The following is a 26,929-nucleotide window of genomic DNA, read 5'->3' as shown; positions in this document are numbered from 1 at the left end:
CTACTGACTACTCACCACTCACGATTCCTGTTCCCGAACATATTGAAAATCAATCACTAAGAAAATGGGACCAAAAAGATTTGGTAAATTACATGTATGTACATACATTTGTGTTGTGAAATTAGAACAGGCCATACAAAGTACCAAATTCAAGAACGAAGTGCACAAGGCAGGATTGAATATACTGTATACAGCCTGGTGGCTGAAAACAGTGATGAGCAGGGAATTGAAAGAATTCGGGTTAACACATGAGCAGTACAATGTGTTACGGATCCTGAAGGGTAAATATCCTGACCAGATGTGTGTACGGGATATTGCCTGCCGGATGATCGAGAAAAGCTCGAACGTACCGAGGATCATTGACAGGCTGGAGATCAAGAAACTGGTGAAACGCTCCACCTCGGCACAGGACAAGCGCGAAACAGTGATCACCCTTACACAGGCAGGTATCACTATTCTGGAAGCCAGTACCGTGGTACTTAACCGTGTGATGGATGAGATGATGCTGGTGAACGAGGCAGAAGCCCTTGATCTGAATAACCTGCTTGAAAAAGTAAGAAGCAACGAAGAGTAGATTTTTTTTAAACAAATACGTGTATGTACATGTATTATAAAAAGGAGGATAATATGAAAACGATCGTACACAAAGCAGCTACCCGCGGTCATGCCAGTTTTGGCTGGTTGAACAGCTACCACACATTCAGTTTTGGCAGCTATCATAACCCCGAGCGTGTTCACTTTGGTGCTTTACGGGTATTAAACGATGATACGGTGGCCAAAGGCATGGGGTTTTCCAAACACCCGCACGATAATATGGAGATCGTATCCATTCCATTAGAGGGAGATCTGCACCACAAAGACAGTACCGGTAGAGATGAGATCATCCGCCAGCATGATGTACAGATCATGAGTGCCGGAAGCGGCATCGCTCATAGCGAAATGAATGCCAACAAAGACAGAGAAGTAAAATTTCTGCAGATCTGGGTATTTCCGAAAGTAGCCAATATAGAACCGCGTTACGAGCAAAAGAATTTTAAACCGGAAGACCGGAACAACCAGTTACTGACCGTAGTAGCACCCGATGATGAAAATGCCGTATGGATCAACCAGGATGCCTGGTTCTCGCTGGGTAAGTTCTCTAAAGAATCAACCACCCGCTACCAGATCCGCAAACCCGGAAACGGCGTGTATGCATTTATCCTGAAAGGCACCGTAACCCTGAACGGAGAAACCGTAGCTGACCGCGACGGACTCGGTATCTGGGATACAGATACCATCGAGATCAAAGCAGACACCGACGCAGAATTTTTACTCATTGATGTACCGATGGAATTAGAAGGAGCGTAATCATGAAAACAAACAGAACCATACAATCTATTTTATATGCCACGCCTATGGATATGGGAGGTTTCCCGATCAGGCAGCCCTTCCCTTCCGGCAAAGCGCCGCAGATAGATCCGTTTTTATTGCTGCACCATGCAGACCTAAAAGTTTCTGCTAATGTAGATCCCCTGAAGGCAGGGGTGGGTCCGCACCCGCACCGTGGTTTTTCTCCCGTTAGTTTTATCCTGAAAGGAGGTGTACACCATCGCGATAGCCGGGGAAACAACAGCGTGATCTACGCAGGCGGTACCCAATGGATGAATGCCGGAATGGGTGTGATACATAGTGAGCGTCCGCCAAAAGATATTCAGGAACTGGGTGGCCGGCAGGAATTGCTGCAGTTATGGGTAAACACACCGGCCAAACATAAAATGGATGCGCCATCGTACCAGCCCTTAACGGCAGAAGAAACACCGGTGCTGAGATCAACCGACGGACAAACCACCATTCATATTGTGGCCGGTGAACTGGACGACGTGAAAGGTCCTATTCACACCCTTTCAGCTGTAAATACGTTTACTGCCGAAATGAAAAAAGGAGCAAAATACTATTTCCGTATTCCCGCCACCCACAATGCATTTATCTACCTGATAACAGGCAAACTACAGGTAACCGGTGATGGAGAAGTGGAAGCAAAATACGTAGCCGTGTTTAATACAGATGGAGAAGGTTTTGAATTGGAAGCACTGGAAGATAGTCACTTCTTCATCGGAACCGGTGAGCCCCTGAACGAACCCGTTGCTTCGCATGGTCCCTTTGTAATGAACAGCCAGACCGAACTGATGGAAGCTTTCCGCGACTACCAGATGGGGAAGATGGGGGTACTGATAGAAGAATAATTAAAAATTAAAAATCCGCAAATCCGTAATCCGCAAATTCAATAATCATTAAAACAAACAACATGTCAACTTACAAAATCGATGCAGCACACAGTGAGATCACATTTAAGGTAAAACACCTGATGATCACCAATGTAACCGGTAACTTCAACCAGTTTGATGCTACCCTGGAAAGTGAAGCCGCTGACTTCAGCGATGCTACAATTTCTTTTGAAGCAGATGTGAACAGCATCTCTACCAATAACGAACAGCGTGATGGTCACCTGAAAAGTGAAGACTTCTTTGCCGCTGAGAAATTTCCCAAACTGAGTTTTGTATCTACTTCTTTCAGCAAACTGAACGACAGCGAATACCAGTTAAAAGGAAACCTGACCATCCGTGGTAACAGCAAACCCGTGGAACTGGCTGTGGAATATGGTGGTACCGTTACCGATCCTTATGGACAGGTGAAAGCAGGTTTTGAGATCAGCGGAAAGATCAGTCGTAAAGAATTTGGTCTTTCCTGGAGCGCTACCACAGAAGCAGGTGGCATAGTGGTGAGTGATGAAGTAAAACTGCAGCTTGCTGTTCAGATGATCAAACAAGCATAAAGAAAAAAATCTGTGACCCTCTGTCTCTCTGTAACTCTGTGTTGAAAAAAGGGATGATGCCGTAAGAATGGGTCTTTTTCAACACAGAGACACTGAGATAGGGAGTTACACAGAGTGAAGGGTAAGTATCACACCCATTGTACATGAGAAGATAATGGGTCTATTGTAAACAACTATATATAATGCATATGAAAATCTTAAAAGACACGCCGGTGTATTTACTGGCATTGATTTACCTCGTATTTGGTTCCAACTATTTCTTTCATTTTATCAATATGCCGCCCATGGCCGGTAATGCAGGTAATTTTGTAGGTGTATTGTTCAGTACCAGCTTTTTGCTGGTGGTAAAACTGCTCGAGATCAGTTTTGCTGTGCTGATGCTGGTACCCAAAACAAGGGCACTCGGACTGGTGCTGATCGCACCGATTACCGTAAATATCCTTTTATTCGAATTACTGATTGCTAACCAGCCTGGTCTGGCAGTACTGATGGTAATACTGAATGGCGTAGCCATTGCACAACGCAAACAGCAATACCTCGGCATGATTGGCAGCCGGTTAGGTTTAGCAACTATTTAAAAATAAGTATATGACAACAGCCAGTATTGCTTCCACAGCTTACCGGGCAGAGATCCGGAACGGAAGGCATGAACTAACAGTAGATGAACCCTTGAACCTGGGAGGCGGAGATACCGGTCCTACGCCCGATGAGTTGCTGGAAGCGGCGCTGGCCAGTTGTACCGCTATTACCTTACGCATGTATGCCAACAGGAAAGAATGGCCCGTTACCGAAATCAATGTGGCGGTTTACCTGGAGCGAAAAGAAGACAAAACCTTTTTCACGCGTAACATACAAGTGGAAGGGACCCTTGATGAAGTCCAAAAAGAACGGTTGCTGCAGATAGCGAAAGCCTGTCCGGTTTCTAAAACTTTATCAGGCGCAATTGATATCAGCACCCAAATCGTATAATAACCGATTTATCACAAATACATACTCGGATCATGCAATACATGCTTTACCCCAATGCAGAAAGAGGACAGAAAGATCTGGGCTGGCTACAGAGCAGATTTTCTTTCAGCTTCTCATCTTACCGCAACCCGGTGAGAAAAAACTTCGGACTGCTGCACACCTTCAACGATGATACGGTAAAACCTGGTGGTGGTTTTGGTCTGCACCCGCATACCAATATGGAAATCATCAGTGTGATGCTGAAAGGAACGATGAACCACAAGGATACTCTGGGGTATTCAGAAATAGTGCAAAAAGACTGGGTGCAATTGATGAGTGCCGGAACCGGCTTACGCCATGAAGAGCATAATGTGGGAGAAGAGGAAGTGGCTTTTCTACAGATCTGGATCGAACCCAAACTGCAGAACATTAGCCCGCGGTACCAGAAAAGATATTTTCCGAGAGAAAAAAGAAAAAACCAGCTCACCACCATCGTGAGTAATGAAGAAGGAACGGACCATTGCTGGATTAACCAGAACGCCTGTTTACAGCTGGGTTGGTTTGAGCAGGGAAAGGAAATTCCGTATCTCCTGAACCCGCTGAATAAGGCCGTATTTATTTTTGTTCTGGAGGGCGCAGTAACTGTTGCCGCTAAAAAAATAGGGAAACGGGATGCGATCGGCATCTGGGAAACAGACCGGTTTACCATCAGCATTGAACAGGAAGCCGATTTTATTGTTATAGAAGTACCGGTGAATCATTAATATACCCATGTAAGCATTCATGGATCAAATCAAAGAAAATGAATATTGAAATTATAGCGGGAAGTCCGCGCAAAGAGAGTGTGACGCATAGAGTAGCTGTTTATTTACAAAAATACCTCTCGGCTAAAACCACTCATACTGTTAATATCATAGATGTGCGCGACTGGAACCTGCCTTTATTGCAGCATGTGTTCACCAGTGTGGAACATACGCCTGATGCTTTTAAGCCTTTGGCTGAAAGGATGTTTGCGGCAGATGCGTTTATACTGGTAACGCCGGAATACAATGGCAGTTATTCGCCCGCTTTGCAGAACCTGCTGGATCATTTTCCCAAGCAGCACCACAAGGCTTTTGGCATTGTAACGGCTTCGCCGGGAGCCATGGGCGGTATGCGGGCTACCCAGCAATTACTGCTGCTGGTGCCGGCTTTATTCGGTGTAGCATCGCCCTACATGCTGGTAACCCCGTTTGTAGACAAGAAATTTGATGCGGAAGCGAACCTGTTAGACACTGGTTTCCAGAAAAATATAGATGTTTTTGTTAATGAGTTCCTCTGGCTGGCAGAAACCCTGCACCCGGAGCTGGAAACGGTCTATAATTAACCTGATAAAAATGTGGCGGAGTTGTAACTTCGCCACTTTCTTTTAAATACCCCGCATGAGCGACGAAATTAAACACGAATGTGGCCTTGCCTTCATTCGTTTGCGTAAGCCTTTTTCTTATTACCTGCAGAAGCATGGCGCCGTTACGTATGGTTTGAACAAACTATACCTGTTGATGGAAAAACAACATAACCGAGGGCAGGATGGGGCCGGTATCGCCGCTGTAAAACTGAATACCGAACCGGGTAGTCCTTTTTTACACCGCATGCGCAGCAATGCACAACAACCCATTGCGGATCTTTTCTTTAAAATTGGTCAGGAAATAGGGGAACTGGAGAAATACCAGCCAGATATCAAACAGCATCCGGGTTTGATGAAAGGTCATCTGCCTTTTCTGGGAGAATTGCTGTTGGGACATCTGCGATATGGAACACAGGGTAAGAACAATGTAGAATTCTGTCATCCGTTTATCAAACGCGACCTGATGCCTGGCAAAAACCTGGCACTGGCGGGTAATTTTAACCTGGTTAACACCGATGAGTTATTCGATCTCATCAATATGGATCCGGGCGATTTTCAGAAGCAGAGCGATCTGGCAGCGATGATGGAAGTGCTGCATTATTTTCTCGCGAAGGAAGATGAACTGCATCCCAATGCCGCCAACCTATCCAACGTACTGAAAAAAGCGACGCCTTTGTTTGATGGTGGTTATACCATTGGCGGTTTACTGGGCAACGGGCACAGTTTTGTAATGCGTGATGCGCATGGTATCCGCCCTGCTTATTATTATATCAATGACGAAGTGATTGTTGCCGCCAGTGAGCGTGCGGCCATCCGCACCACGTTTAATGTGGGCGAGAATGAAGTGCTGGAGCTGATGCCGGGTATGGCACTGATCGTGGATGATGCGGGTAATTATACCATTGAACAGATCCTCGAACCCAAAGAAAGAAGGGCCTGCAGTTTTGAACGCATTTATTTCTCGCGCGGAAGTGATGAAAAAATCTACCGCGAGCGGATCGCGCTGGGGCATCACCTGAGTAAAACGGTGCTGGAAAATATTAACTACGATCTTAAGAATACTATTTTCTCCTATATCCCCAATACCGCTGAAGTAGCTTTTTATGGATTGGTGAAGGGGATGGAAGAGTACCTGAATAAGATCAAAGTAGAGCGGATCCTCAGCTGGGGAAAAGATTTTACGCCCGAGAAGCTGGAAGAAATGGTGAACCGTAAGATCCGCCAGGAGAAGATCGCCATCAAAGACGTAAAACTGCGCACATTCATTACCGAAGATGCCAACCGGAATGAAATGGTGCAGCACGTGTACGATATTACTTACGGAACCGTTCGCCGCAAAGAAGATACGCTGGTGGTGATAGACGATAGTATTGTTCGCGGCACTACCCTGAAAGAAAGCATTATCAGGATGCTGGCCCGCCTGCAGCCCAAAAAGATCACCGTGGTTTCTTCTGCCCCACAGATCCGTTACCCGGATTGTTATGGGATCGATATGAGCAAACTCGGCGACTTCATCGCTTTCCGCGCCGCCACTGCTTTGCTGAAAGAACGGAATATGGAACATATACTCACTGATCTGCTGGAGAAAGTGAAAGAATTACAACGTACCAACCAGCTGCATACAGAAAATGTGGTACGGCAGGTGTACAAACCCTTTACTACACAGGAAATTTCAGATAAAATTGCCCAGCTGATCACACCCAAAGAAGTAGATGTAAATGTAGAAGTGATCTACCAGACCATCGAAGACCTGCATGACAGCTGCCCCACCAATACCGGCGACTGGTACTTTACCGGTAACTACCCCACTCCGGGTGGCAACCGCGTGGTGAATAAGGCGTTTTTGAATTATATGGAAGGGAAAAATGTGAGAGGGTATTGATAATGAGTGAATGAGTGAATGAGTGAATGAATTTTGAGTCTGTCCATTCGCTCATTCGCTCATTCACTCATTGATTACACCCTGTAACAGATCGCATTAATATTCATGCCTGCCCCAACTGAAGCAAACATGATGATATCTCCCTTCTCCAGTTCGTGAGAGCCGAGTTGTTCGTGTTTAACGAGGTCGTACAGGGTGGGGATGGTGGCTACGGAACTGTTGCCGAATTTATGAATGCTCATGGGCATGATACCCTGTGGAACTTCTCTTAAACCGTAGAGTTTGTACAAGGCTTTTACAAATCCCTCATCCATTTTTTCGTTGGCCTGGTGCAGGAAGAATTTTTTTACATCGGTAACCTGTAATCCACATTTTTCAAGACAGGCTTTCATGGCCAGGGGTACGTTTTTGATGGCATATTCGTACACTTTTCTTCCTTTCATTTTCATATACCGGATATGCTGGTCTGCCTGCAGGTTATAGGAACTTCCGTAACGGAGGTAGTAGGCCTCATCAAAACAATGACTCTGCACGCTGGTGGCCAGTATGCCGCTATCGGAGGGTTCGCCTTCTACTGCTTCGATGATGGTAGCGCCTGCCCCATCGCTGAAGATCATACTGTCGCGGTCGTATTTATCAATTACGCGGCTCAGCGTTTCAGTACCGATCACGAGACATTTTTTTGCGATGTTGGCTTTGATATAAGCATCGGCCTGTATCACGCCCTGGATCCAGCCGGGGCAGCCGAAGAGGATATCATAGGCTACACAGTTGGGATTACGGATACCAAGCGATTGTTTAACACGGGAGGAAAGGGCCGGTAAAGCATCGCTCTGGATGCTTCCGCACAGGATATTCCCGAAATTGTGTGCCACAATGATCTGGTCCAGTGTCTCAGGATCAATGCCCGCATCTTCGACAGCTCTTCCGGCCGCAATGGCTGCCATATCAGAAGAATTCATTTCCGCATCAGCATAACGGCGTTCTTCAATACCGGTGATATCCCTGAATTTGTCTACTATCTCGTTTGGTGCGGCAACAATATGTTCATGATCTTCACTATAAAACTCCTGATCAGCAAAATCTCTGTTGGTCTTGATATTCGGTGGAATAAAACTTCCGCTTCCGGTGATAACGGTTCTTGTTTGCGACATGAGCCATACAATTAGTGATGTTCAACAATAGCCAGTGAAGATAGAATCCTGGGTTAACAGGCTGGTTTTCAAATGTAATAATTATTCGGCCAGAAAGGCTTTGCAATCCCCGATTTTACGCATAAAAAAAGCGACAGGTTGTTAGTTCCGGACGCGTACTATCATACCTAAACATACCTACCATATCCAAGCATGCCTGATCATGGAAATCAGCGTTAGTAAAATCAGAGATATCAGAGATATTTGTCCCCCTTATTCCGTTTTACCTCCGCCACATATTCCTTGATGGATTGTTCCTTTTCTTTTTTACAGATCAGCAGCACGTCTTTTGTGTCTACGACGATGAAATCGTCGAGTCCCTGTAACACCACTAATTTTTCATTGGCGGCAGATACCATACACTTGGTTGCATCGATCACAATTACATTTTCACCTGCTACGGCATTACCGAGATAATCTTTTTCAAGATTATCATAGGCGCTGTTCCAGGTACCGAGGTCGCTCCAGCCAAAAGAAGAGGGGATCACATATACATTGTCTGCTTTTTCCATGATAGCAATATCGATGGAAACATTGGTGCAGAGAGGATAGATCCGGTTAATGGCTTCATTTTCGGTTGGGGTATTAAAATGTTCTTTTTCGGAGTCAAACAATTCGAACATTTCGGGCTGGTAAATTTCAAATGCTTTGATCACATTTTTCACCTGCCAGATAAAGATACCCGCATTCCACAGAAAATCGCCACTGGCCAGGAAGGCCTTGGCCAGTTCGAGGTTGGGTTTTTCGGTGAAGGTCTTTACCTGGTAAATACCGTCTGCAACAGGTAAAGCCTCGTGCTGTATATACCCGTAACCGGTATTGGGATGGGTGGGTTTTACCCCCAGGGTTACCAGCGATTTTATATGCGATACAAAATCAAGTGCCTGCAACGTGATCTTTTGAAAATTTTCATCGTCAAGGATCATATGATCGCTGGGGGCCACAATCAGCGAGGCTTCCGGGTCTTTTTGCAGAAGCTTGAAAGAGATATAAGCCACGCAGGGAGCTGTGTTTTTGCGGCTGGGCTCTGCCAGGATATTTTCTTCGGCCAGTTGCGGAAGTTGTTCCTTTACAATAGAACTATACTCTTCGGAGGTTACTACGAATATATTTTCCGTAGGGATAAAACCCGCAAAACGTTCATAGGTCCATTGAACAAGTGTTTTGCCGTTATTGAGGATATCGAGAAACTGTTTGGGATAACTGCTGCGACTACTTGGCCAGAAACGACTTCCGATGCCACCCGCCATAATCGCAACATAGTGATGCTTGTTCATCTGCTATAATTAGGTACGGCAATTTTGTGATGCAATATTACAGGCTTATTTGTCGAATACCTGCAAAGATTGGTTAAACAATCCCCTCCCGCACCAGATCGTGCAGGTGTAAAATACCGAGATATATACCCTCTTCTTCCACGATCAGCTGACTAATATCGTTTTTCCTTAATACATCCAATGCTTCTACCGCCAAAACAGAGGCGGCAATGGTTTTGGGGTGTGGTGATAAAATATCTTTTGCGGTGATGGAACTGATATCATTGCTTTTTTCCAGCATTCTCCGTAGGTCTCCATCGGTAATGATCCCGATCACGTGGTTGCTATTGTCGGTAACGGCGGTTACTCCCAGTCTTTTTTCCGTGATCTCTACGATCACTTCTTTGAGGCTGGCGCCGGGCAGAACAGCGGGTTTTTCGTTGGCAGTAATCAGATCGGCTACCCGCAGGTACAAACGTTTGCCCAGGTTACCTCCGGGATGGTATTTGGCAAAATCCTGGCCGGTAAAACCGTTCAGTTGCATCAGGCAAACGGCCAGTACATCACCCATCACCATCTGTGCGGTAGTGCTGCTGGTAGGGGCCAGGTTATTGGGGCAGGCTTCTTTGCTTACCGTGGTATTCAGCACGAGGTCGCTGTTCTGCGCCAGAAAACTGCCGGTATTACCTACCATGCCGATCAGGGTATTTCCGAAATTCCGGATCAGGGGTACCAATACTTTGATCTCAGGGCTTTCGCCGCTTTTACTGATAATCAGCACCACATCATCTTTCTGAACCATGCCCAGGTCGCCGTGAATGGCGTCTGCGGCATGCATAAAAAGGGAGGGAGTGCCGGTAGAGTTCAGCGTAGACACGATCTTCTGTCCAACGATCGCACTTTTGCCAATGCCGCTGATGACAAGCCGGCCTTTTGACTTGTGAATGAGGTCTACAGTTTTTTCAAAACTGTCATCTACAAAAGCGGCCAGACCAGCTACGGATCGGGCTTCCAGTTCAATGGTATGGAGGGCAGTTTGCCGGATAATTGCATTCATGTGCAGCAAAGGTAAACTTTAACAGCAATGTGACAGTATTGCAGGTATACTTTAGTAACTTCGCTACCCTTTTTACAAAAGCTTTCTGCTGACCCCGGAACAGGGAACCCGATTGCAGCCGTACACGCTGTAATCCTCGCCGTTTAAAATTTTTAAGTGACGATTCCGGGTAAAAAGAAGTATATTATACATTGATTGAAAAGAGCGCTCCTCTACCATCCGGCAGGAGAAAATTGATTTTGATACATGGCAACAAGTACTAAAAAAACAGCTACCAAAACGGCTGCCCCCAAACCTAAGAAAGCGGCATCTCCTAAAGTGGCTGCTGCAAAGGCCAAAACGTCACATTCCCATGATATTTACGGGGCTCTGGAACAGTATTTTGGCTTCCGTGAGTTCAAAGGCACACAGGAAAAAGCGATCAACAGCATTCTCAACGGTAAAGACACATTTGTGATCATGCCTACCGGCGGGGGCAAAAGCCTGTGTTACCAGTTGCCTGCCATGATACTTCCGGGCTGTGCCATCATTGTTTCGCCCCTGATTGCGCTGATGAAAAACCAGGTTGATCTGGTTCGTGGCTACAGTGAAAAAGATGAAGTGGCGCATTTTCTGAACTCGTCTCTTAACAAAGGCCAGATCAAGGAAGTAAAAGACGATCTTACCAGCGGCAAAACCAAACTGCTGTATGTAGCGCCTGAAACACTCACCAAACAGGAGAACCTGGATTATTTCAGCGACCTGGATATTTCTTTTTTTGCGGTAGATGAAGCCCATTGTATTTCTGAATGGGGGCACGATTTCAGGCCCGAATACAGGCGCCTGCGCGAGATGATGGATATCATCAACCCCGATATCCCCGTGGTAGCATTAACTGCTACGGCCACGCCCAAGGTAAAAAGCGATATCGTTAAAAACCTGGGCCTCCGCGATCCGGATATTTTTCTTTCGTCTTTTAACCGGTCTAACCTGTATTATGAGATCCAGCCCAAGATCGCGAAAGACCAGACCATTAAAAGCATTGTCAAATTCATTACCGGCCACAAAGGCAAGAGCGGGATCATTTATACACTGAACCGTAAAACCACCGAAGAACTGGCTGAGATCCTGGTAGCCAACCAGATCAAAGCTGTGGCCTACCATGCCGGTCTTGACCAGAAACTGCGCGCCGAAAGGCAGGACCAGTTCCTGAACGAAGATGTACAGGTAATCGTGGCCACCATCGCCTTCGGGATGGGGATTGATAAACCGGATATCCGCTATGTGATCCATTTTAATATTCCTAAGTCGATAGAGAACTATTACCAGGAAACCGGCCGTGCCGGAAGAGATGGTATGGAGGGGCTCTGTGTACTGTATTACTCGCACAAAGATGTTTCCAAACTGGAGCACCTGATGCGCGATAAACCGCTGAGCGAAAGGGAAGTGGGTGCACAACTGATTGATGAAACAGTGGCTTATGCCGAGAGTGCGGTATGCCGCCGGAAAATATTGCTCCATTATTTTGGAGAGAACTGGGATACGCCCAACTGCGGCAACTGCGACAACTGTTTGCATCCCAAAGAAAAAATAGAAGCCAAGGATGATGTGGTGAAAATGCTGAAAGTAATCAAAGCGCTGGACGAACGTTTTACCACCGATTATGTAGTGAATGTAGTGATGGGAAAACTGACTCCGCAGATCAATATTTACCGGCACGATGCCTTGCCCGTTTTTGGTATCGGTAAGGACAAAGACGCGCATTTGTGGAACAGCCTGGTACGCCAGATGTTACTGGAAAACCTGATCAAAAAAGATATTGAGGAATATGGTTTGCTGAAAATGACGGAGAAAGGAGAGAAGTTCATTAAAAAACCGGCTTCTTTCAAGATCGTACTCAACAACCTGTACGAAGATGCGCAGTTTGATGAGGATGAGGGGGAGAATGCCTCACAATCCGGTGCGGCTGCCGATGAGAAGCTGTTTGAAATGCTGAAGGAGCTGCGCCAGAAAGAGGCTAAGAAAAAAAGTCTGCCACCTTTTGTGATCTTCCTCGAAAACTCGCTGCAGGATATGGCCACCATTTATCCAACCACACTGGAGGAAATGGAGAAATGCCAGGGCGTGAGTAAAGGGAAGTCCATTAAATACGGCAAACCTTTTGTGGAGCTGATTGCCAAATATGTGGAGGAAAATGATATTGAAAAGCCGGATGATTTTGTGATGAAGAGTGTGGCCAATAAAGCCAATAACAAAATCTATATCATCCAGAACGTAGATAAAAAGATTCCGCTCGAAACCATTGCTAAAAACAAGAGCCTGAAATTAGACGAGTTGCTGGAAGAAATGGAAACCATTGCTGCCAGCGGCACCAAATTAAACCTTGATTATGCCATTGATGAATGGCTGGATACCTACGACCAGGAAGAGATCATCGAGTATTTCAAAAGCTGCGAAACCTCCTCGCTGCAGGTAGCGCAGGAAGAGCTGAGTGAGAACAATTACAACTGGGAACAGCTGAAGATCATGCGGATCAAGTTTCTGAGTGTGTATGGGAATTGATTGATCACAGATTGCGCAGATTTCAGATCGCTGATGGCGCAGATTATATATGATTTTTGGGGGCCCGCTTTTTTGAGCGGGCTTTTTTATGGAGATAATAGGCTGTCAGGGCTAAAGCCAGTTGCATGTATTCGCCTTGTTCCCCAGCCTAAAGGCTGGGGTTATGGAAACATTTTTTTCAGTATCTGAATATACGGATTCATTCTCCCCCTGCCTTTATGCTGGAGTTATAAAAAAATTGTCTTGCGTATCTGAATACAAGGATTCATACTACCGCCTGTTTTAAGCTGTAGCTATAGAATAGCCGTATTCAGTGGCTGAATACACAGGTTCATTTTTAACCCCAGCCTTCAGGCTGGGGGCTTGGATGTCGAATTATTCTCGGGCTTTAGCCCTGACAAGGGTTGTGCATTGAGCGGAGTGGGATAATATGAGGTTGTTAAGGCTAAAACCGGTTGTATGTATTTGTGTTGTTCCCCAGCCTTTAGGCTGGGGGTGAGACGTCGAAGTATTCTTTGGGGTTGGCCATTGAGCGGGCGGGATGATATGAGGTAGGGCTAAAGCCGGTTGTATGTTTTTGCTTTGTTCCCCAGCCTAAAGGCTGGGGTTATGGAAAAGTTGTCTTCAGTATCTGAATGAATATACGTATTCATTCTACCCCCTGCTTGTAAGCTGGAGCTATGGAATAGCAGTGTTCAGTATCTGAGTGCACTGGTTCATTTTTAACCCCAGCCTTTAGGCTGGGGGTCGGATGTTGAAGTATTCTTTGGCTTTAGCCCTGACAAAGGTTGGCCATTGAGCGGACGGATGATATGAGGTTGTCAGGGCTAAAGCCGGTTGTATGTTTTTGCTTTGTTCCCCCGCCTGAAGGCTGGGGTTATTGAACCTTTTCCGGTTAGAGTTATGCTGGCGCTGTTTCGTTTTTTGCTATTCTATTGCTATCAAAGTGCCCTGATGGTGGATAGGAAGGCGTCCAGTGTATACGCGCCGTTTACTGAACGGTTTTCGTATACCATAAAATATCGGTACTCATTACCCGCTTTTTGGACCCAGGCAGTACTCAGCTTGATTTTCTGTTCTGCATCCAGGTGGTCTCCCTTGGTTTCGAGTATAATTGTTTTACCACTTTTGCTGCGGATAATAAAATCCGGGTAGTGATTGATATAACCGTTGATGCAAAATCCTCTTCTTTCTATGTTCCGCGTCCAGAAAGCGATATTTTTCATATTGGCTATCTCATTGATAATCCGCTCTTCAAAACCATTCATGCTACCCTCTGTTTCGTATAATGATTTCGGAAAATCTTTGGCTTTGTCGGCGGGAATAATTTCAGCGGGAAAACGATACGAAGGTCGTATCAGCACTTGATCGGTATCAAGAAACTCTCTGAATTTTCTCTCGGCAAATGCTTCTTTCAGACTATTGATCTTGTCTTTTATTTTTCTGGCGTAGGTATATTCCTGGTTGGCAAGTTCTGTAAATTGCTCATCGGTAAAACTTTCCAGGATTCTGCTGATATATTGTTTGATATCTCCTTCTGAAACAGAATCAAATTTTCCAATACTATCCATGATTCTTTTGGTAAAATTTTTGACCCTGCTGTCTTTTCTGGCCGGATCAAGCAGGTATGCCTGTAGATTTTCCCGGAGATCTCCATCCAGTTTGATAAAAGTGGGTGTATGTTCTTTTTTACTCTCGTCGAGATCTACCTTATAGAGATTAGATGAGATATTGTCAAAATCAATTTTGATATCTTCTTTAGATAACTGGAAATCTTTTCCTACTAACTCCTCTTTTTCCAACAGTTTATCCCCGCCAAAAATTTCTCCGGCAGGTACTTTCAGGAAGAACTGTGGTATTTCCATGGACAGCGCCTCTGCCCGGAAAAATTCTTTCATGGGGTATTTTTTCACGGCCGACTGAATTTCTGATGGTAATGATATCGTTTGCGCAGTAGCCAACTCCTTCACTTTCACATCCATGGCTGCTGTTTCCTGTATGGCGAGGGTTTCAATAATGGATACGGGTTCAGAAGAAACCTTCGTCTCAATCATAGCCATGATCCGGGATGAATCAATATCTGCTGTGATATCTTCTGAGACATCCTCTTTGTCTGTAGCAAATACGGTGAGCTGGTTAAATACATTGACAGGTTCTGGTGAAACAGTGGCAGCAACCGAATCCGGCAGTTTATAATCCTGTTTACTGAAGCCGGCTTTGTTAAGCCCCTTTACAATATTGTCGAGTGTGTCCAGAAATTTATCTGAAGCGGTTAATACATAACTGAGATTCAGTAAGGGAAATTTGTGTTTGGTAACATAGGGCTGCCGCAATACACGCCCCAGAATCTGCTCCACATCTACCGCAGATGTTTTATCGGCAAGTGATGCGAGAATATAGGCAAACGGACAGTCCCATCCTTCTTTTAACGCATTTACGGTGATGATAAAGCGAACCGGACAATCAGGACTCATCAGGTCCTCAGATTTTATCTCATTGATATTAGCCGTCTTAATCCGGATCCGCTCGGCGGGAATTTTGAGTTCAATCAGTTTCTCCTTTAGTTTTTCAAAAGTGGTATTGTCTTCCGCATTTCTGGGTTGGGCCTGAAACAGCACAATGGGCCGGATATATCTTCCGCCATTTTTGTATTCTTCTTCAGCTTCTTTCTCCAGTTTTTGCTGCAGTTGCAGGGCAGACTGGATCACATCTGTTTTATCATGGTGGTTATATACAATTACAGGCAGTTTTACCATGTTTTCCCGCTTCAGTTCCATGGCATCTACGAAACTGATGATATTACTGTTTTTCCGGGGTGTGGCGGTGAGGTCGAGAATAAAACAGGGGTTGAGGTTGGTAAGCATATCAACACTCAACTCACTTTCGGCATTATGACTTTCATCTACCACTACCAGTGGGTTCAGTGCCTGTATCACTTTCATGAGGCTGATCTCTTCTTCGTTAGCCAGCATGGGACTGAAGGATTGCAGGTTCCCGTTTTCCTGGTACACTTTCCGGTCTTCTTTGCTTCGCGAGCGGAAACTATCAAAGCTCATCACTATAATACTGAGTTGTTCCTGTACACTGGATGAGTTAAATCCACTGCCCTGCAGCAAACCTGATTTATCGAAGATCTCTACCCGGTTGCCAAAATGTGTATTCAGTTTCTGGCGGTAGGGGTGAGCGGGATCTTTCAGATTTCGAAGCGTTTGCTCCAGTATGGTAATGGAAGGCACCAGCCATACCACCACTTTGTTTTTATCGTGGTAAAACGCATCGAATATGGTTTTGATGGCGTTGCAAGCAATAAAGGTTTTACCCCCTGCTGTAGGAACTTTTACACATATATGCGGTACACCGGGAATATTGTTTTTGTAAGGCTCAATAGCCGAACCGGGAAAGGGTTGTAAAGGCGTTTTGGGATGGCCGGACCAGAAGCTGTGAAAAGACTCGCCCAGATTTTTTACTTCCTGTATCCGCGAAAGAAATCTTTCCAGATCTGAAATGACATCCTGCTGGTATTTTTTCAGTTCCATAGGGTTGACTTAAAACCGGGTAATATCTCTCGGTATTTTTTTAAAACTGATGGCAGACAGGGTTAAAAAATCCTTGGTTAGGGTGCAATTGTCTGCGTATATGATATATTGTTCTGCTTTGGTTCGTATAGTGGCCAGAAAATCGTGATCGAGGGTGGTAGTCTGACCGGGCTCGAATACGAAATAGTAGGCTGTTTGGTTATACAGGCCCAGCAAATAAGGGGTGTCTTTACCTTTTGTAACATCCGGTAAAGGCTGTTGGGTTTCGGTATAAAAAATATACTGCCGCAGTTCTTTCAGCGGAACCGTTTCGTTCAGGTTGCCCTCTTCGGTAAACAATGGTTGCCCCAGTGTATAGTAATCAAAAGCGCCACCGGTGGCTTCTTTATCTGCATAACCATTAATGACCCTTTTAACCCTTTCTGCCGTAATGGTTTCGGCATAGGGTTCCATTTCTATGAGAATGAATTTGCGGTTGCCGCCGTCCTGCTTATTGAGATTAAGAACAGCGTGGGCTGTGGTGCCGGAACCAGCGAAGGAATCTAAGATGATTGAATTTGAGTCTGTACCCAGTTGAACAATCCTTTCCATTAGTTTGATGGATTTGGGTGTATCAAATGGCAGATCGCTTTCAGAGAAAATTTGTTTTACTTCTTTTTTTGCTTCCTGCGTATGTCCTACTTCTTTATAGGTCCAAACCGTTAATGGGGTCATACCATCTTTTACATCACACTTAAATCTCTTAAGACGAGGCATATTCGAACCTGTTTCACCGAACCAGATCCTGGAATCTTTTTTTAATTCGTTGAACCTTTCTTCCGTTACAACCCAACATCTTCCTGCAGGTGGCACAAATTTTTTACCGCTTGGAGATATTATTTCATATAATTTTTCTTTTATAACTGGTCCGACTGTTAAATCACTTGAGGTCCATACTCCACGACTATCATTGTCCGGGTTAGCGTATCTATTGTCTGCATCTTCAGTTCTTGGTAAAACAAATTCTACTAACGCAATATTTTTGGCATAGCACAAGATGAAATCATGATTCGGGGAAAACCTTTTCTTAGTATTGATAGGGGAGAATGCCCTTTGCCATATTATATTGTTGATAAAGTTAGTTGTCCCAAAAATTTCATCCAGTAACAGTTTTAGGTTGGCATGTTCGTAATCATCAATTGAGCAAAAGAATATACCATCTTCTGTTAAAAGTTTGTGCATGATTTTTATTCTGGGATACATCATGCAAAGCCACTTATCATCCCGAGAAAGGTCTTCCCCTTCCTTTCCGACAATTTTGGCAAACCATTTTTCAATAGTAGGATGATTTACTTTGTCAGTATATAACCATTGTTCTTTCCCCGTATTGTACGGCGGATCTATATAAATACACTTGATTTTTCCTTCATACGCCGGCAGCAAAGCTTTGAGCGCTTCCAGGTTATCGCCATGGATGATTTTATTACCGCTATTGGTTTCGGCACTGCCCAGTTTTCCATCCGTAAATCCATACCCATGTTCCAGCACACGAAAGGGAACGGCGAGGTGATGGTTGATCACCTTGTCTTTTCCTATCCAATGTAATGTGGGCATCTGTCTTACCGGGTTTGGTTGCGTACAAAACTGTCTTTAAACAACAATATTGCACTATAAAGACAGTAAATGTATTTAAAATATCATAAACTATACTTTTAAGACAGTTGAAGAGTTGGGTGTTGAAGAAATTTGACTTGTGAAAAAAACCATTGGAGAACGTATACGGAGGTTGCGGCAAAGCAGGGACTATACTCAGGATAATATGGCTGCCGAACTGGATATCACTCCCGGTGCCTATGCCAAAATAGAACGTGGCGAAACCGACCCCTCTGCCACCCGCCTGCTGAGGATAGCCGAGATACTGAGTGTGGACGTAACCAGCTTCTTTAAAGACAGTACGGGTACTTCGCTGGTACAACAATCTGCTCATCAACCCTACGGGACAGCTTCGAAAGAAGAATTGGAACAACTGGCCCAGTTGGTAAGGCAATTGAGCCAGGAAATGGAAAAACTGAAAAAACAAATCAATACGGTTTCTAAGACTGGTAAAAGAGGAAAATGATAAGCCCTACCTATGGAAGAAAAATTGTATAAAGCAGCTCCGTAACCGGGCTGCTTTTTTATACCGTTCCTTCCAACTTTCCCAGTAAGGGAAAAATTCCCTTCCTCACAGGGGAAATTTCCCGTTTCTGCCCGAGCCGCTGTTTTTTGGCATTATCCTTGCCATATTTGAGCAGCGATAAACGCAGATCGGGTGTCATATAATTACCTCCCCCGATTTTTTGCAACACAAAGTAAGATTTATGCATATCCAGAACCTACAGCTTGGGTTGGTAGAAGAACTCAGTTATATGACCGTGATGGCCGATAAAACCGACCGGCTGGTATTCAAAGTGCTGGATATGGATGGCCGTATAGCCAAAACAATGGTGGCGCAGGTAAACGAGGGCAGGCAGCAACTGGCATTAAACATGGCCGACCTACATAGCGGGCGCTATGTAATCAATGCTTTCAGCGGGGATATTTTTATCAAATCCATCCGTTTTGAAAAGCAGTAAACCAGGGTTCAATTGGGGGTATTAATAATGGGTCCCGCTGATGGCGGGACCTTCTTTTTGCAAACGCGGGACTAAAGTCCCGGGATCTACTATGTAATTATCTCCTTCTACCACGCCCTTCAGGGCGTGGCAAATTAAAGTTGCAGTAAATAGAAGTAAACTGTTTTCAACCTGCCACGTCCTTTAGGACGTGGGTTAGAGGCTTTTTACTAATAGGATTGCGGGCTTTAGCCCGGAGTAGGGAGAGACAGTAGTTACTTTATTTGTGATTGCTTATAAGCCCGCACCCTTTGTTTCACATTCTCTCTCACGTTCAGGTAAAACAGATTCAGATCGGCTACATGGTAATTTTTGTTGGTGAGAAAAAAATTGCCAAAAAAATGTGGCTTGTCTGTCCAGAGCACTCCCTCGGTTGCATGGGCATTGGTAATTTTCGGGATCAGTTTATTGAAGTTCAGTAACAGTCCACCTTTGTTATCCGTTCTGTCGGCCATCTGTTTATTGCTGTCCCAGGTAAGCGGGTTGGTGACGATGGATACAAATTTCTCGTTGGCTACATATGCCGGTTTATAGCCATCGCGCAGGGTACGCCAGCTGACGGCACAGCCTGTTTGTGTGGGTGTGATACAGGGCTGAATAGAACCAAACCAATCGGGCTCCAATGGCATGCCTACCAGGTAGGCTACTATCAACTGTTTACCGAGATCTTTTCCATCAAAAAATTCTTTCAGTAAACGTTTGGCATGCTGGGTGCCCTGGCTATGTGCAGCAATCACGATCGGGTGGCCATGGTTATACTGCGAAAGAAAATATTGAAAAGCGGTTTTCACATCCTGGTAAGCTATTTCAAAGGCAGCGTAGGACTGTAGACTGTCTTCGGCAGTTACCGGGAAATAGGCGTAATAATTGGCCTGCCGGTAACGGGGTGCATACACGCTTCCGGCCTCATTAAAAACACTGGCCTGGAACAGGATGGTAGAATAATCTGTTTTGGCATTCAGTTCTGCATTATCGATAGGGGCATTCCATCCCAGGGCTTTGTGTTTGTCGGTATAGGTAGTAGGATGAATAAAAAAGACATCTGCTGTTGTATCCGGCGCATACGTATTACGTAGTGGTAGTGGAATACTGTCTGAGGGATCCCATTTACCGGGTAATGCCGCCCAGTGGTCGGGGTTGTGATAGTCGGGTACGCCCGCTTCATTGGTAAATTGGTACCGGGAAGCCAGTTGATGGTATTTGTTGGCACAGCTGGTTACCATGCAGGAGAGCAGGAGCAGAAAAGGCAGGTATTGACGGATCATAGCTTAAAGTTGATAAAATTTTGCAAGAAACCCATCTTATCTACATACTACCTCATCTCGCACTTGTTTTGTACTTTTCGCGGCGGATCCGGACAGATCTGATTATTCACGATAAAATTTAATGCGTATGTCTATTCCAGTTGTTGATCTGGCTGATTTTCTGAGTGGCGATGTTACACGCAAAGCTGCTTTTGTAGAGTCGCTTGGAAAAGCCTATGAAGAAGTTGGGTTTGTAGCCGTTAAAAACCATGGGGTGCCCGATGAACTCATAGCCCACCAGTATGAATATGTGCAGCAGTTTTTTTCGCTGCCGCTGGAGAAGAAACTGAACTATGAGATCAGCGGACTGGCCGGCCAGCGCGGATATACCAGTTTTGGCCGCGAGCATGCCAAAGGAAGTGAGGCACCGGATCTGAAAGAGTTTTTCCAGTATGGACAAACAGTGGAAGACAATGATCCCATTCAATCAGAATACCCTGCCAATGTTTCTGTAGCGGAGATCGGCCCTTTCAATCAAACACTTTTTAATGCGTACCGCAATTTTGAAAAAAGCGGTAAATCCTTACTGCAGGCCATTGCCCTGTACCTCGGGCTGGACGAACATTATTTTGATGCGCATGTACACAACGGAAATTCTATCCTTCGTTGTATCCATTATCCGCCTATTACCAACGAACCCAAAACTGCCATTCGTGCAGAGCAGCATGAAGATATCAACCTCATTACTTTGCTGGTAGGTGCTTCGGCAGATGGATTACAGATTCTGACCAAACAGGGCGAATGGGTAAATGTTACTTCCCTGCCCGAGCAGATCGTGGTAAATGTGGGCGATATGCTACAGCGCCTCACCAATAACAAACTGCGCAGCACTACACACCGTGTGGTAAATCCACCGAGAGAACTCTGGCATACCAGCCGGTTCTCTATGCCATTTTTCCTGCATCCGCGAAGCGAGATGAGCCTCGCCTGCCTGGAGAGCTGCATTGATGCAGCACATCCCAAAGCCTATCCGGATGCCACTGCCGGCGAATACCTGGATGAACGTTTACGGGAGATCGGTTTAAAAAAATAAAATTGGTTTAACCGCGCCTTTGCGAGCGTACTTTTTCTCGCAAAGGCGCAAAAGCGTGGTTTTTTGTGTGGGCTGTCCTTGTTTTAGGGCCTGTGTTTTATTTATTTCGCCCCTCCCTTAAAATTTTATTAATTTCCGGTCATAACCCCGTTGTGCCCCATGGTTTTAACCCGCCATATCCCCTTTCTGCGTGCTGTGTTCTGGCATAGTGTTACGGCGGTGGGTGGTCCGCAGGGACATATGGGCATGATGCTGAAAACTTTTGTACAGCAACGGAAAGATGTTACTGAAAAAGAACTGATTGAATACAATGGGTTCTGCCAGTTACTGCCGGGTGCTTCTTCTACCCAGACACTGACCCTGATCGGCTATAAAAGAGGGGGGCTTCCGCTGGCGATCATTACTTTATTGATCTGGATCCTGCCTGCCTGTACCTTGATGGGAGGCATTTCTTTTCTGCTCGATTATTTTGATGATATGGGGTTGAAAGTAGGGGTATTCAAATTTGTGCAACCCATGGCCATTGGGTTTATTGCCTATTCTGCTTACCGGATTTTTGGGGTGGCTGTTACGAATACGATTACACGGGTAATTATGCTGGTAGCTACCGTGGCTACCTTTCTCGCTTTTAAAACCCCCTGGATCTTTCCTGTATTGATTGTGGCCGCTGGCATTGCTACCAATTTCAGTGACAAAAGGATTCCGAAACAGGAAATCCCAAACAAACGGATTGGCTGGGGTAATATCCTGATCTTTTTTGCCTTGTTTGGAATGGCGGGTTATTTTTCTGAAACAGCTACCCGGCAGAACTGGGAGAACCGCAAACCCATCAACCTGTTTGAGAACGCCTATCGTTTTGGCAGCCTGGTTTTTGGTGGGGGTGATGTACTAATACCTCTGATGTACGAACAATATGTAACCCGCCCTGAAACCAAAAGAGTGCAGGAAACCGGTAGGGATGTACTGCGGATGAACCGGGCCGATTTTTTAACCGGCTCGGGCATGGTGCGGGCCATACCCGGTCCGGTATTTTCTATCGGGGCTTTTACCGGGGGTATGGTGCTGCGCGACCAGGGTCCGGGCATGCAACTGCTGGGTTGTGTAATCGGGGCCATCGCCATTTTTCTGCCAAGTGCCTTATTGGTTCTGTTCTTTTTCCCGGTATGGAATAATCTGAAGAGATATGCCGTCATATACCGCTCGCTCGAAGGCATTAATGCGGCCGTGGTAGGCATTATGACCGGTGCCACCTGTTATCTCATCAAAGACAGTTTTCTCAATTCGCTGATCCAGGCCGAGGCCATCGGAATCTGGGACCTGGTGGTGGTGGTGGTTACTTTTCTCCTGCTCAGCAGCCATAAAATTCCCGCCCCGCTGATCGTATTGGGCTGTTTGGTCATGGGCTGGCTGGTTTAATGCTTTCTTTTCTAGAGATATTGATAGTAACCGTGCCTTTGTGTGAGAATATTTTAGCACACAAGGGCATAATTGAGCTGATTGATAAAAAGCCGTAAAATCTCCACAGATTCAGTAATTCCGTATATTAGAGTATGGTCACACTAGCACTCTATAACCTGAAAGGTGGGGTTGGTAAAACCGCTGCCACTATTAACCTGGCGTATTTAGCTGCCAAAGAAGGCTATAAAACCCTGATATGGGATATGGACCCGCAAGGCTCTTCTTCCTTTTACCTGGGTGCCGAAGCGAGTACCAAAAACGAATCGCGCAAGTTGCTGAGCAGCGAAATGGATCTGCTGGATGCCGTACAGCATTCTCCTTACGAGAATCTCGACATCATCCCCGCCGATCTTTCTGCACGCCATGCAGATGTTCTGCTGAGTGAAATGAAACAATCGAAGCGGAAGATCTCTACCTTACTGGCCGGATTGAAAAAAGACTACGATGTAGTGATCCTGGATTGCCCACCCGGCATTTCCATCCTGCATGATGCTGTTTTCTTTGGGGCCGATTGGGTACTGATGCCCAATATTCCCACTACCTTATCCATCCGTTCTTACGAAACAGTAGCAGGATATTTTAAAGAACATGAATTGGACCTTTCCAAACTCAAATGTTTCTTCAGCATGGTAGATCACAGAAAAAACCTGCACCATGAAGTGATGAACAGCTTTTACAAAGACAAGGTTTTCCTGAAAAGTTATATCCCTTACCTGAGCGATGTAGAAAAAATGGGCATTAACGAAGCACCGCTCGAAACCTTTGCTGCCAGCAGTTATGCGGCACAGTGCTACCGTGATCTGTGGAAAGAGATTAAGAAAAATTGTATTGACTAGATTTTGAAAGCCGGAATAGAAGATGCAGGAACGGAGTGTATCCATTCCTATGCTACAGTTGCTTCTCATTCCCCAATCCTTACGCAATGAACAGAGAACTTACGTCCTGGTATAGTCCCGCACTGGGAAAAGAGATGCCGATCGCTTCTTACGGTCATTATGGTTTTGCCTTATTACTGATACCTACTGCAGCCGCTGATTACCTGGAATATGAACGTTTTCAGTTGATAGATGCTCTATCACCATTGATCAAAGCGGGCAAACTGCGGGTGTTCAGTATCGATAGTATGAACAAAGAAAGCTGGATGAACAATGAGATGGTGCCCGAACACAAAGCCATCCGTCATAACCAGTTCAATGAATATGTGTTTAATGAAGTGGTTCCTTTTATCCGCAATGCCACCAGCCAGGAAACCATGATCTACACTTGCGGGGCTTCTTTTGGTGCCCTGCATGCGATGAACCTTTTCCTGAAAAGACCCGATATCATTAATGGTGTGATCAGTATGAGCGGGGTGTACAATCTCACAGAATATACCAAAGGCTTTTTTGATGAGCAGGTATATTATAACAGTCCGGAACATTATTTGCCCAACCTTACCGATCACTGGTACCTTGAAAAAATCAGGGCCAGCCATCATATCCATATTTATAGCGGCAGTGGTGCCTATGAAGATCCGGAAGCGTCAAGGCGTTTTGCAGGGGTGCTTTACAACAAGGGAATCAATTATGACCTCGATATATGGGGGCATGATATTACCCACGACTGGCCCACCTGGCGTACTATGTTGCCCTATATTATTGATACAAAGTTTTAAACAGCAACAACGGGTAAAAAATTCCCTTGGTCTTATTCCCGAATGTGGAGATCAGTTGTTATTCTGCAAAAACCTAGTTAATTCCCCTTACATTTCTTGTACTCTGCCGCCGCTGCTTTAATATTACAGCCTAAATGATGGATTTGAGAAAAAGGCTACCCATTCTGCTGCTGGTATTGTCTGTATGTTTTCTTACCAAGGCCCGTGCCCAGGTAGTTACCATCAGCGGAACAGTGTATGATATATCTGCCCGCCGGCCACTGGAAGCGGTGGGGGTACTTAGTACATCCGGCAGGGGAACCATCACCGATTCGCTGGGTAAGTATACCATTACCGTGCCTGCGAGAGATTCTATCTGGTTCTCTCTGATCGGTAAAACCACGATGAAATACCCGGTGGATACCATTACCAACCTCGATAATTTTAATGTGATGATCCATATCCGCAGTTTTGAACTGCCGGAAGTGAAAGTGCGGAACAGTTATTACAAGTTTGACTCTATACAGAACAGAAAAGATTATGCCAAGATCTTCGACTTCAGAAAACCCGGACTGAGGCTGAGCAATAATCCAACCTATAATCCCGGCGGTTTAACGGTGGGATTTGACCTGGATGAGATCATCAACATGTTCCGTGTAAAACGGAACCGCAGTATTCTGAGTTTGCAGAAGCGCCTGCTTGACCAGGAACAGGAGAAATATGTGAACAACCGGTTTAGTAAACAGTTTGTTCGGAAGATCACCAAACTAACATCACCCGAGCTGGATACGTTTATGGTTCGCTACCGGCCCGATTACGAAGTGGTGCAATTACTGAACGATCTGGAACTGGGGTATTATATCCAGCAGAGTTATGAACAGTATAAAGCTTCGAAGAATGTGCCCAAAGGGGCTTTGCGGAGGAGGGAGGAGTAGAGAATTTTGAATAGCGAATATCGATCAAGGAATGTCGAATATCGAATCGCTGATGTTGAGGGAGCCCAACTGCTTTTCTCTGTGTAACACAGAATCTCTGTGTTGAAAAACACCAATCATCCGCAATCATTCAACAACATCTATTTTAATTTTTAACACTGAGATCACAGAGGAACAGAGAATCACAGATTTTTTTTACAACACTTCTTTTTCTATAGCATCTGCTGCTTTTTTCCCTAATAGTTGTATCATAGGTAATAAGGCGCCAAAACGGGCGTCGCTGCTGTGGCCCTGTTTCCAGCGGTGATAGATCTGCTGCGCGATAACGGCATTTTTAAAGAGGCCGAAAGCATAATAAAAAGAGATATGCGAAAGATCCCTTCCGCTTTTGAACGCATAGTGCGCTATCACTTCCCTGCGCGAAAAGTTGCCTGGTAACCAGGTAAGATTGTAGCTTTTGAATACATCTTCCTCGCCCGCTTCGAACCAATACGCGAGACTGGCGCCGAGGTCCATCAACGGATCCCCTACGGTAGCCATTTCCCAATCGAGTACACCCACTATTTCTGAAAAATTAGCAGGGTTCAGTATCACATTGTCGTACTTGTAATCATTGTGCAGAAAAGCCGGTGTCTGTGCGGGCGGTTGTTGTTGCTGTAACCAGCCTGCCACCGCATCCATGGAAGGGATCTTATCTGTTTCGGCTGCATAATATCTTTTGATCCAGCCCTCTAACTGCCTTTGTACGTACCCCTCCGGTTTGCCCAGTTGTATAAGTTCGGTGGTGTTTATATCCAGCGCATGCAATGCAACCAGGTTATCGATCAGTGCGGCAGATAAATTCCGGAATGTTTCCGGTGCGATATTCATCCTGGGGGCATTATGTGCACGAAGAATGATACCATCCAGTTTGTCCATGATATAAAATGGTTTTCCTATGATGGCTGCCGATTCGCAATAAATAAGGGGAGTAGGAACTTTTGTGTAATGGGGTTTCAATGCCTGCAATACCCGGAACTCGCGCCCCATATCGTGCGCCGATTTGATATTGGCGCCATGTGGTGGCATGCGTAACACATATTCTTTATCAGCTGTCTGTAACAGGTAGGTAAGATTAGAATAACCGCCGGTAAAACGGGTACAGAGGGTTACTTCACCAAAAGAATTGCCCTGTTGGTTCAGGTAACTGTTTAATGCCGTCAGATCCAATGTTGCTCCCTGCCCGGCAGGTGTTGGGTTACTACTCATGGTCGTAAATAATTTCTCTGTGTATCTCTGTTACTCCGTGTATTCTGTGTTGAAAAAGCTTTCTTAAAACAAA

At 45.3% G+C, this 26,929-nt stretch carries 25 protein-coding genes; 17 read left to right on the top strand and 8 right to left on the bottom strand.

Annotated elements, in window-relative coordinates; genetic code table 11:
- Window positions 1-115: 115 nt before the first annotated feature.
- The 9 genes from AC1RNB_RS07105 to AC1RNB_RS07065 all read left to right on the top strand — a co-directional run bounded on the left by AC1RNB_RS07105 (window position 116) and on the right by AC1RNB_RS07065 (window position 7,029).
- Window positions 116-574, top strand: a complete 459-nt coding sequence (locus AC1RNB_RS07105) for a MarR family winged helix-turn-helix transcriptional regulator (RefSeq protein ID WP_493081937.1) — start codon at window positions 116-118, stop codon at window positions 572-574.
- A 53-nt stretch (window positions 575-627) separates the two neighbouring features.
- Window positions 628-1,347, top strand: a complete 720-nt coding sequence (locus AC1RNB_RS07100) for a pirin family protein (RefSeq protein WP_493081935.1) — start codon at window positions 628-630, stop codon at window positions 1,345-1,347.
- A gap of 2 nt (window positions 1,348-1,349) precedes the next feature.
- The gene (locus AC1RNB_RS07095; protein ID WP_493081933.1) at window positions 1,350-2,222 is read left to right on the top strand and encodes a pirin family protein; all 873 of its coding nucleotides are present in this window, start codon (window positions 1,350-1,352) and stop codon (window positions 2,220-2,222) included.
- Between the two features lie 62 nt (window positions 2,223-2,284).
- The gene (locus tag AC1RNB_RS07090) at window positions 2,285-2,812 is read left to right on the top strand and encodes a YceI family protein (RefSeq protein WP_493081931.1); all 528 of its coding nucleotides are present in this window, start codon (window positions 2,285-2,287) and stop codon (window positions 2,810-2,812) included.
- A 188-nt stretch (window positions 2,813-3,000) separates the two neighbouring features.
- Window positions 3,001-3,390: a hypothetical protein gene (locus tag AC1RNB_RS07085; RefSeq protein WP_493081929.1), complete on the top strand. Its 390-nt coding sequence runs from the start codon at window positions 3,001-3,003 to the stop codon at window positions 3,388-3,390.
- A 10-nt stretch (window positions 3,391-3,400) separates the two neighbouring features.
- Entirely contained in the window at window positions 3,401-3,781 is a 381-nt protein-coding gene (locus tag AC1RNB_RS07080; RefSeq protein WP_493081928.1) for an OsmC family protein, read from the top strand.
- Window positions 3,782-3,813: 32 nt separating this feature from the next.
- Complete coding sequence (locus AC1RNB_RS07075; protein ID WP_493081926.1) at window positions 3,814-4,524, top strand: pirin family protein; 711 nt, start codon at window positions 3,814-3,816, stop codon at window positions 4,522-4,524.
- Between the two features lie 38 nt (window positions 4,525-4,562).
- The gene (locus AC1RNB_RS07070; protein ID WP_493081924.1) at window positions 4,563-5,126 is read left to right on the top strand and encodes an NADPH-dependent FMN reductase; all 564 of its coding nucleotides are present in this window, start codon (window positions 4,563-4,565) and stop codon (window positions 5,124-5,126) included.
- A 55-nt stretch (window positions 5,127-5,181) separates the two neighbouring features.
- Entirely contained in the window at window positions 5,182-7,029 is a 1,848-nt protein-coding gene (locus AC1RNB_RS07065; RefSeq protein ID WP_493081923.1) for an amidophosphoribosyltransferase, read from the top strand.
- Window positions 7,030-7,103: 74 nt separating this feature from the next.
- Here the strand turns inward: AC1RNB_RS07065 and AC1RNB_RS07060 are convergent, their stop codons facing one another.
- The 3 genes from AC1RNB_RS07060 to AC1RNB_RS07050 form a co-directional block, all read right to left on the bottom strand.
- Window positions 7,104-8,183, bottom strand: a complete 1,080-nt coding sequence (locus AC1RNB_RS07060; protein ID WP_493081921.1) for a 3-oxoacyl-ACP synthase III family protein — start codon at window positions 8,181-8,183, stop codon at window positions 7,104-7,106.
- A 233-nt stretch (window positions 8,184-8,416) separates the two neighbouring features.
- Complete coding sequence (locus tag AC1RNB_RS07055; RefSeq protein WP_493081920.1) at window positions 8,417-9,499, bottom strand: mannose-1-phosphate guanylyltransferase; 1,083 nt, start codon at window positions 9,497-9,499, stop codon at window positions 8,417-8,419.
- Between the two features lie 73 nt (window positions 9,500-9,572).
- Window positions 9,573-10,535 (bottom strand): KpsF/GutQ family sugar-phosphate isomerase, encoded by a 963-nt coding sequence (locus AC1RNB_RS07050; RefSeq protein ID WP_493081918.1) that lies wholly within the window; start codon window positions 10,533-10,535, stop codon window positions 9,573-9,575.
- A gap of 246 nt (window positions 10,536-10,781) precedes the next feature.
- Here AC1RNB_RS07050 and recQ point away from each other — a divergent pair, with 246 nt between their 5' ends.
- Window positions 10,782-13,076, top strand: coding sequence for a DNA helicase RecQ (recQ, locus tag AC1RNB_RS07045; RefSeq protein ID WP_493081916.1), 2,295 nt, complete (start codon window positions 10,782-10,784; stop codon window positions 13,074-13,076).
- Between the two features lie 941 nt (window positions 13,077-14,017).
- Here recQ and AC1RNB_RS07040 read toward each other — a convergent pair.
- Together AC1RNB_RS07040 and AC1RNB_RS07035 are read right to left on the bottom strand one after the other, a co-directional pair.
- Entirely contained in the window at window positions 14,018-16,612 is a 2,595-nt protein-coding gene (locus AC1RNB_RS07040) for a DEAD/DEAH box helicase (protein WP_493081915.1), read from the bottom strand.
- Between the two features lie 9 nt (window positions 16,613-16,621).
- A complete protein-coding gene (locus AC1RNB_RS07035) occupies window positions 16,622-18,205 on the bottom strand; it encodes a site-specific DNA-methyltransferase (protein ID WP_493081913.1) in 1,584 nt (527 codons plus the stop codon).
- Between the two features lie 139 nt (window positions 18,206-18,344).
- Between AC1RNB_RS07035 and AC1RNB_RS07030 the strand changes: the two genes are divergently transcribed.
- Window positions 18,345-18,710 carry a helix-turn-helix domain-containing protein gene (locus AC1RNB_RS07030; RefSeq protein ID WP_493081912.1) on the top strand — a complete coding sequence of 122 codons (366 nt, stop codon included), beginning with the start codon at window positions 18,345-18,347 and terminating at the stop codon, window positions 18,708-18,710.
- Window positions 18,711-18,768: 58 nt separating this feature from the next.
- Here AC1RNB_RS07030 and AC1RNB_RS07025 read toward each other — a convergent pair whose 3' ends face one another.
- Window positions 18,769-18,939, bottom strand: a complete 171-nt coding sequence (locus tag AC1RNB_RS07025) for a hypothetical protein (RefSeq protein WP_493081911.1) — start codon at window positions 18,937-18,939, stop codon at window positions 18,769-18,771.
- A 12-nt stretch (window positions 18,940-18,951) separates the two neighbouring features.
- Here AC1RNB_RS07025 and AC1RNB_RS07020 point away from each other — a divergent pair, with 12 nt between their 5' ends.
- Window positions 18,952-19,206 (top strand): hypothetical protein, encoded by a 255-nt coding sequence (locus AC1RNB_RS07020; protein ID WP_493081910.1) that lies wholly within the window; start codon window positions 18,952-18,954, stop codon window positions 19,204-19,206.
- Between the two features lie 254 nt (window positions 19,207-19,460).
- Here AC1RNB_RS07020 and AC1RNB_RS07015 read toward each other — a convergent pair whose 3' ends face one another.
- On the bottom strand, window positions 19,461-20,510 hold the full coding sequence (locus AC1RNB_RS07015) for a DUF3089 domain-containing protein (protein WP_493081908.1): 1,050 nt from the start codon (window positions 20,508-20,510) through the stop codon (window positions 19,461-19,463).
- Between the two features lie 127 nt (window positions 20,511-20,637).
- Here AC1RNB_RS07015 and AC1RNB_RS07010 point away from each other — a divergent pair, with 127 nt between their 5' ends.
- The 5 genes from AC1RNB_RS07010 to AC1RNB_RS06990 all read left to right on the top strand — a co-directional run bounded on the left by AC1RNB_RS07010 (window position 20,638) and on the right by AC1RNB_RS06990 (window position 25,608).
- The gene (locus tag AC1RNB_RS07010) at window positions 20,638-21,582 is read left to right on the top strand and encodes an isopenicillin N synthase family dioxygenase (RefSeq protein ID WP_493081907.1); all 945 of its coding nucleotides are present in this window, start codon (window positions 20,638-20,640) and stop codon (window positions 21,580-21,582) included.
- A 159-nt stretch (window positions 21,583-21,741) separates the two neighbouring features.
- Complete coding sequence (chrA, locus tag AC1RNB_RS07005; protein WP_493081905.1) at window positions 21,742-22,998, top strand: chromate efflux transporter; 1,257 nt, start codon at window positions 21,742-21,744, stop codon at window positions 22,996-22,998.
- 134 nt (window positions 22,999-23,132) lie between these two features.
- Entirely contained in the window at window positions 23,133-23,876 is a 744-nt protein-coding gene (locus AC1RNB_RS07000) for a ParA family protein (protein ID WP_493081904.1), read from the top strand.
- An 86-nt stretch (window positions 23,877-23,962) separates the two neighbouring features.
- Window positions 23,963-24,694: an esterase family protein gene (locus AC1RNB_RS06995; protein WP_493081902.1), complete on the top strand. Its 732-nt coding sequence runs from the start codon at window positions 23,963-23,965 to the stop codon at window positions 24,692-24,694.
- A 143-nt stretch (window positions 24,695-24,837) separates the two neighbouring features.
- On the top strand, window positions 24,838-25,608 hold the full coding sequence (locus tag AC1RNB_RS06990) for a peptidase associated/transthyretin-like domain-containing protein (protein WP_493081900.1): 771 nt from the start codon (window positions 24,838-24,840) through the stop codon (window positions 25,606-25,608).
- 195 nt (window positions 25,609-25,803) lie between these two features.
- Here the strand turns inward: AC1RNB_RS06990 and AC1RNB_RS06985 are convergent, their stop codons facing one another.
- Complete coding sequence (locus tag AC1RNB_RS06985) at window positions 25,804-26,856, bottom strand: phosphotransferase family protein (RefSeq protein ID WP_493081899.1); 1,053 nt, start codon at window positions 26,854-26,856, stop codon at window positions 25,804-25,806.
- Between the last annotated feature and the right edge of the window lie 73 nt (window positions 26,857-26,929).

This window comes from Sediminibacterium sp. GW821-FHT12F12, from assembly GCF_058806635.1.
Note: the sequence above shows the minus strand (reverse complement) of the source record. Positions and strands in the feature narration are given on the sequence as shown.

Bases quoted from the DNA above. Each gene is read 5' to 3' on its own strand.
- AC1RNB_RS07100 (WP_493081935.1), top strand. From the start codon at position 628: ATGAAAACGATCGTACACAAAGCAGCTACCCGCGGTCATGCCAGTTTT.
- AC1RNB_RS07095 (WP_493081933.1), top strand. From the start codon at position 1,350: ATGAAAACAAACAGAACCATACAATCTATTTTATATGCCACGCCTATG.
- AC1RNB_RS07090 (WP_493081931.1), top strand. From the start codon at position 2,285: ATGTCAACTTACAAAATCGATGCAGCACACAGTGAGATCACATTTAAG.
- AC1RNB_RS07085 (WP_493081929.1), top strand. From the start codon at position 3,001: ATGAAAATCTTAAAAGACACGCCGGTGTATTTACTGGCATTGATTTAC.
- AC1RNB_RS07080 (WP_493081928.1), top strand. From the start codon at position 3,401: ATGACAACAGCCAGTATTGCTTCCACAGCTTACCGGGCAGAGATCCGG.
- AC1RNB_RS07075 (WP_493081926.1), top strand. From the start codon at position 3,814: ATGCAATACATGCTTTACCCCAATGCAGAAAGAGGACAGAAAGATCTG.
- AC1RNB_RS07070 (WP_493081924.1), top strand. From the start codon at position 4,563: ATGAATATTGAAATTATAGCGGGAAGTCCGCGCAAAGAGAGTGTGACG.
- AC1RNB_RS07065 (WP_493081923.1), top strand. From the start codon at position 5,182: ATGAGCGACGAAATTAAACACGAATGTGGCCTTGCCTTCATTCGTTTG.
- AC1RNB_RS07060 (WP_493081921.1), bottom strand. From the start codon at position 8,183: ATGTCGCAAACAAGAACCGTTATCACCGGAAGCGGAAGTTTTATTCCA.
- AC1RNB_RS07055 (WP_493081920.1), bottom strand. From the start codon at position 9,499: ATGAACAAGCATCACTATGTTGCGATTATGGCGGGTGGCATCGGAAGT.
- AC1RNB_RS07050 (WP_493081918.1), bottom strand. From the start codon at position 10,535: ATGAATGCAATTATCCGGCAAACTGCCCTCCATACCATTGAACTGGAA.
- recQ (WP_493081916.1), top strand. From the start codon at position 10,782: ATGGCAACAAGTACTAAAAAAACAGCTACCAAAACGGCTGCCCCCAAA.
- AC1RNB_RS07040 (WP_493081915.1), bottom strand. From the start codon at position 16,612: ATGGAACTGAAAAAATACCAGCAGGATGTCATTTCAGATCTGGAAAGA.
- AC1RNB_RS07035 (WP_493081913.1), bottom strand. From the start codon at position 18,205: ATGCCCACATTACATTGGATAGGAAAAGACAAGGTGATCAACCATCAC.
- AC1RNB_RS07020 (WP_493081910.1), top strand. From the start codon at position 18,952: ATGCATATCCAGAACCTACAGCTTGGGTTGGTAGAAGAACTCAGTTAT.
- AC1RNB_RS07015 (WP_493081908.1), bottom strand. From the start codon at position 20,510: ATGATCCGTCAATACCTGCCTTTTCTGCTCCTGCTCTCCTGCATGGTA.
- AC1RNB_RS07010 (WP_493081907.1), top strand. From the start codon at position 20,638: ATGTCTATTCCAGTTGTTGATCTGGCTGATTTTCTGAGTGGCGATGTT.
- chrA (WP_493081905.1), top strand. From the start codon at position 21,742: ATGGTTTTAACCCGCCATATCCCCTTTCTGCGTGCTGTGTTCTGGCAT.
- AC1RNB_RS07000 (WP_493081904.1), top strand. From the start codon at position 23,133: ATGGTCACACTAGCACTCTATAACCTGAAAGGTGGGGTTGGTAAAACC.
- AC1RNB_RS06995 (WP_493081902.1), top strand. From the start codon at position 23,963: ATGAACAGAGAACTTACGTCCTGGTATAGTCCCGCACTGGGAAAAGAG.
- AC1RNB_RS06985 (WP_493081899.1), bottom strand. From the start codon at position 26,856: ATGAGTAGTAACCCAACACCTGCCGGGCAGGGAGCAACATTGGATCTG.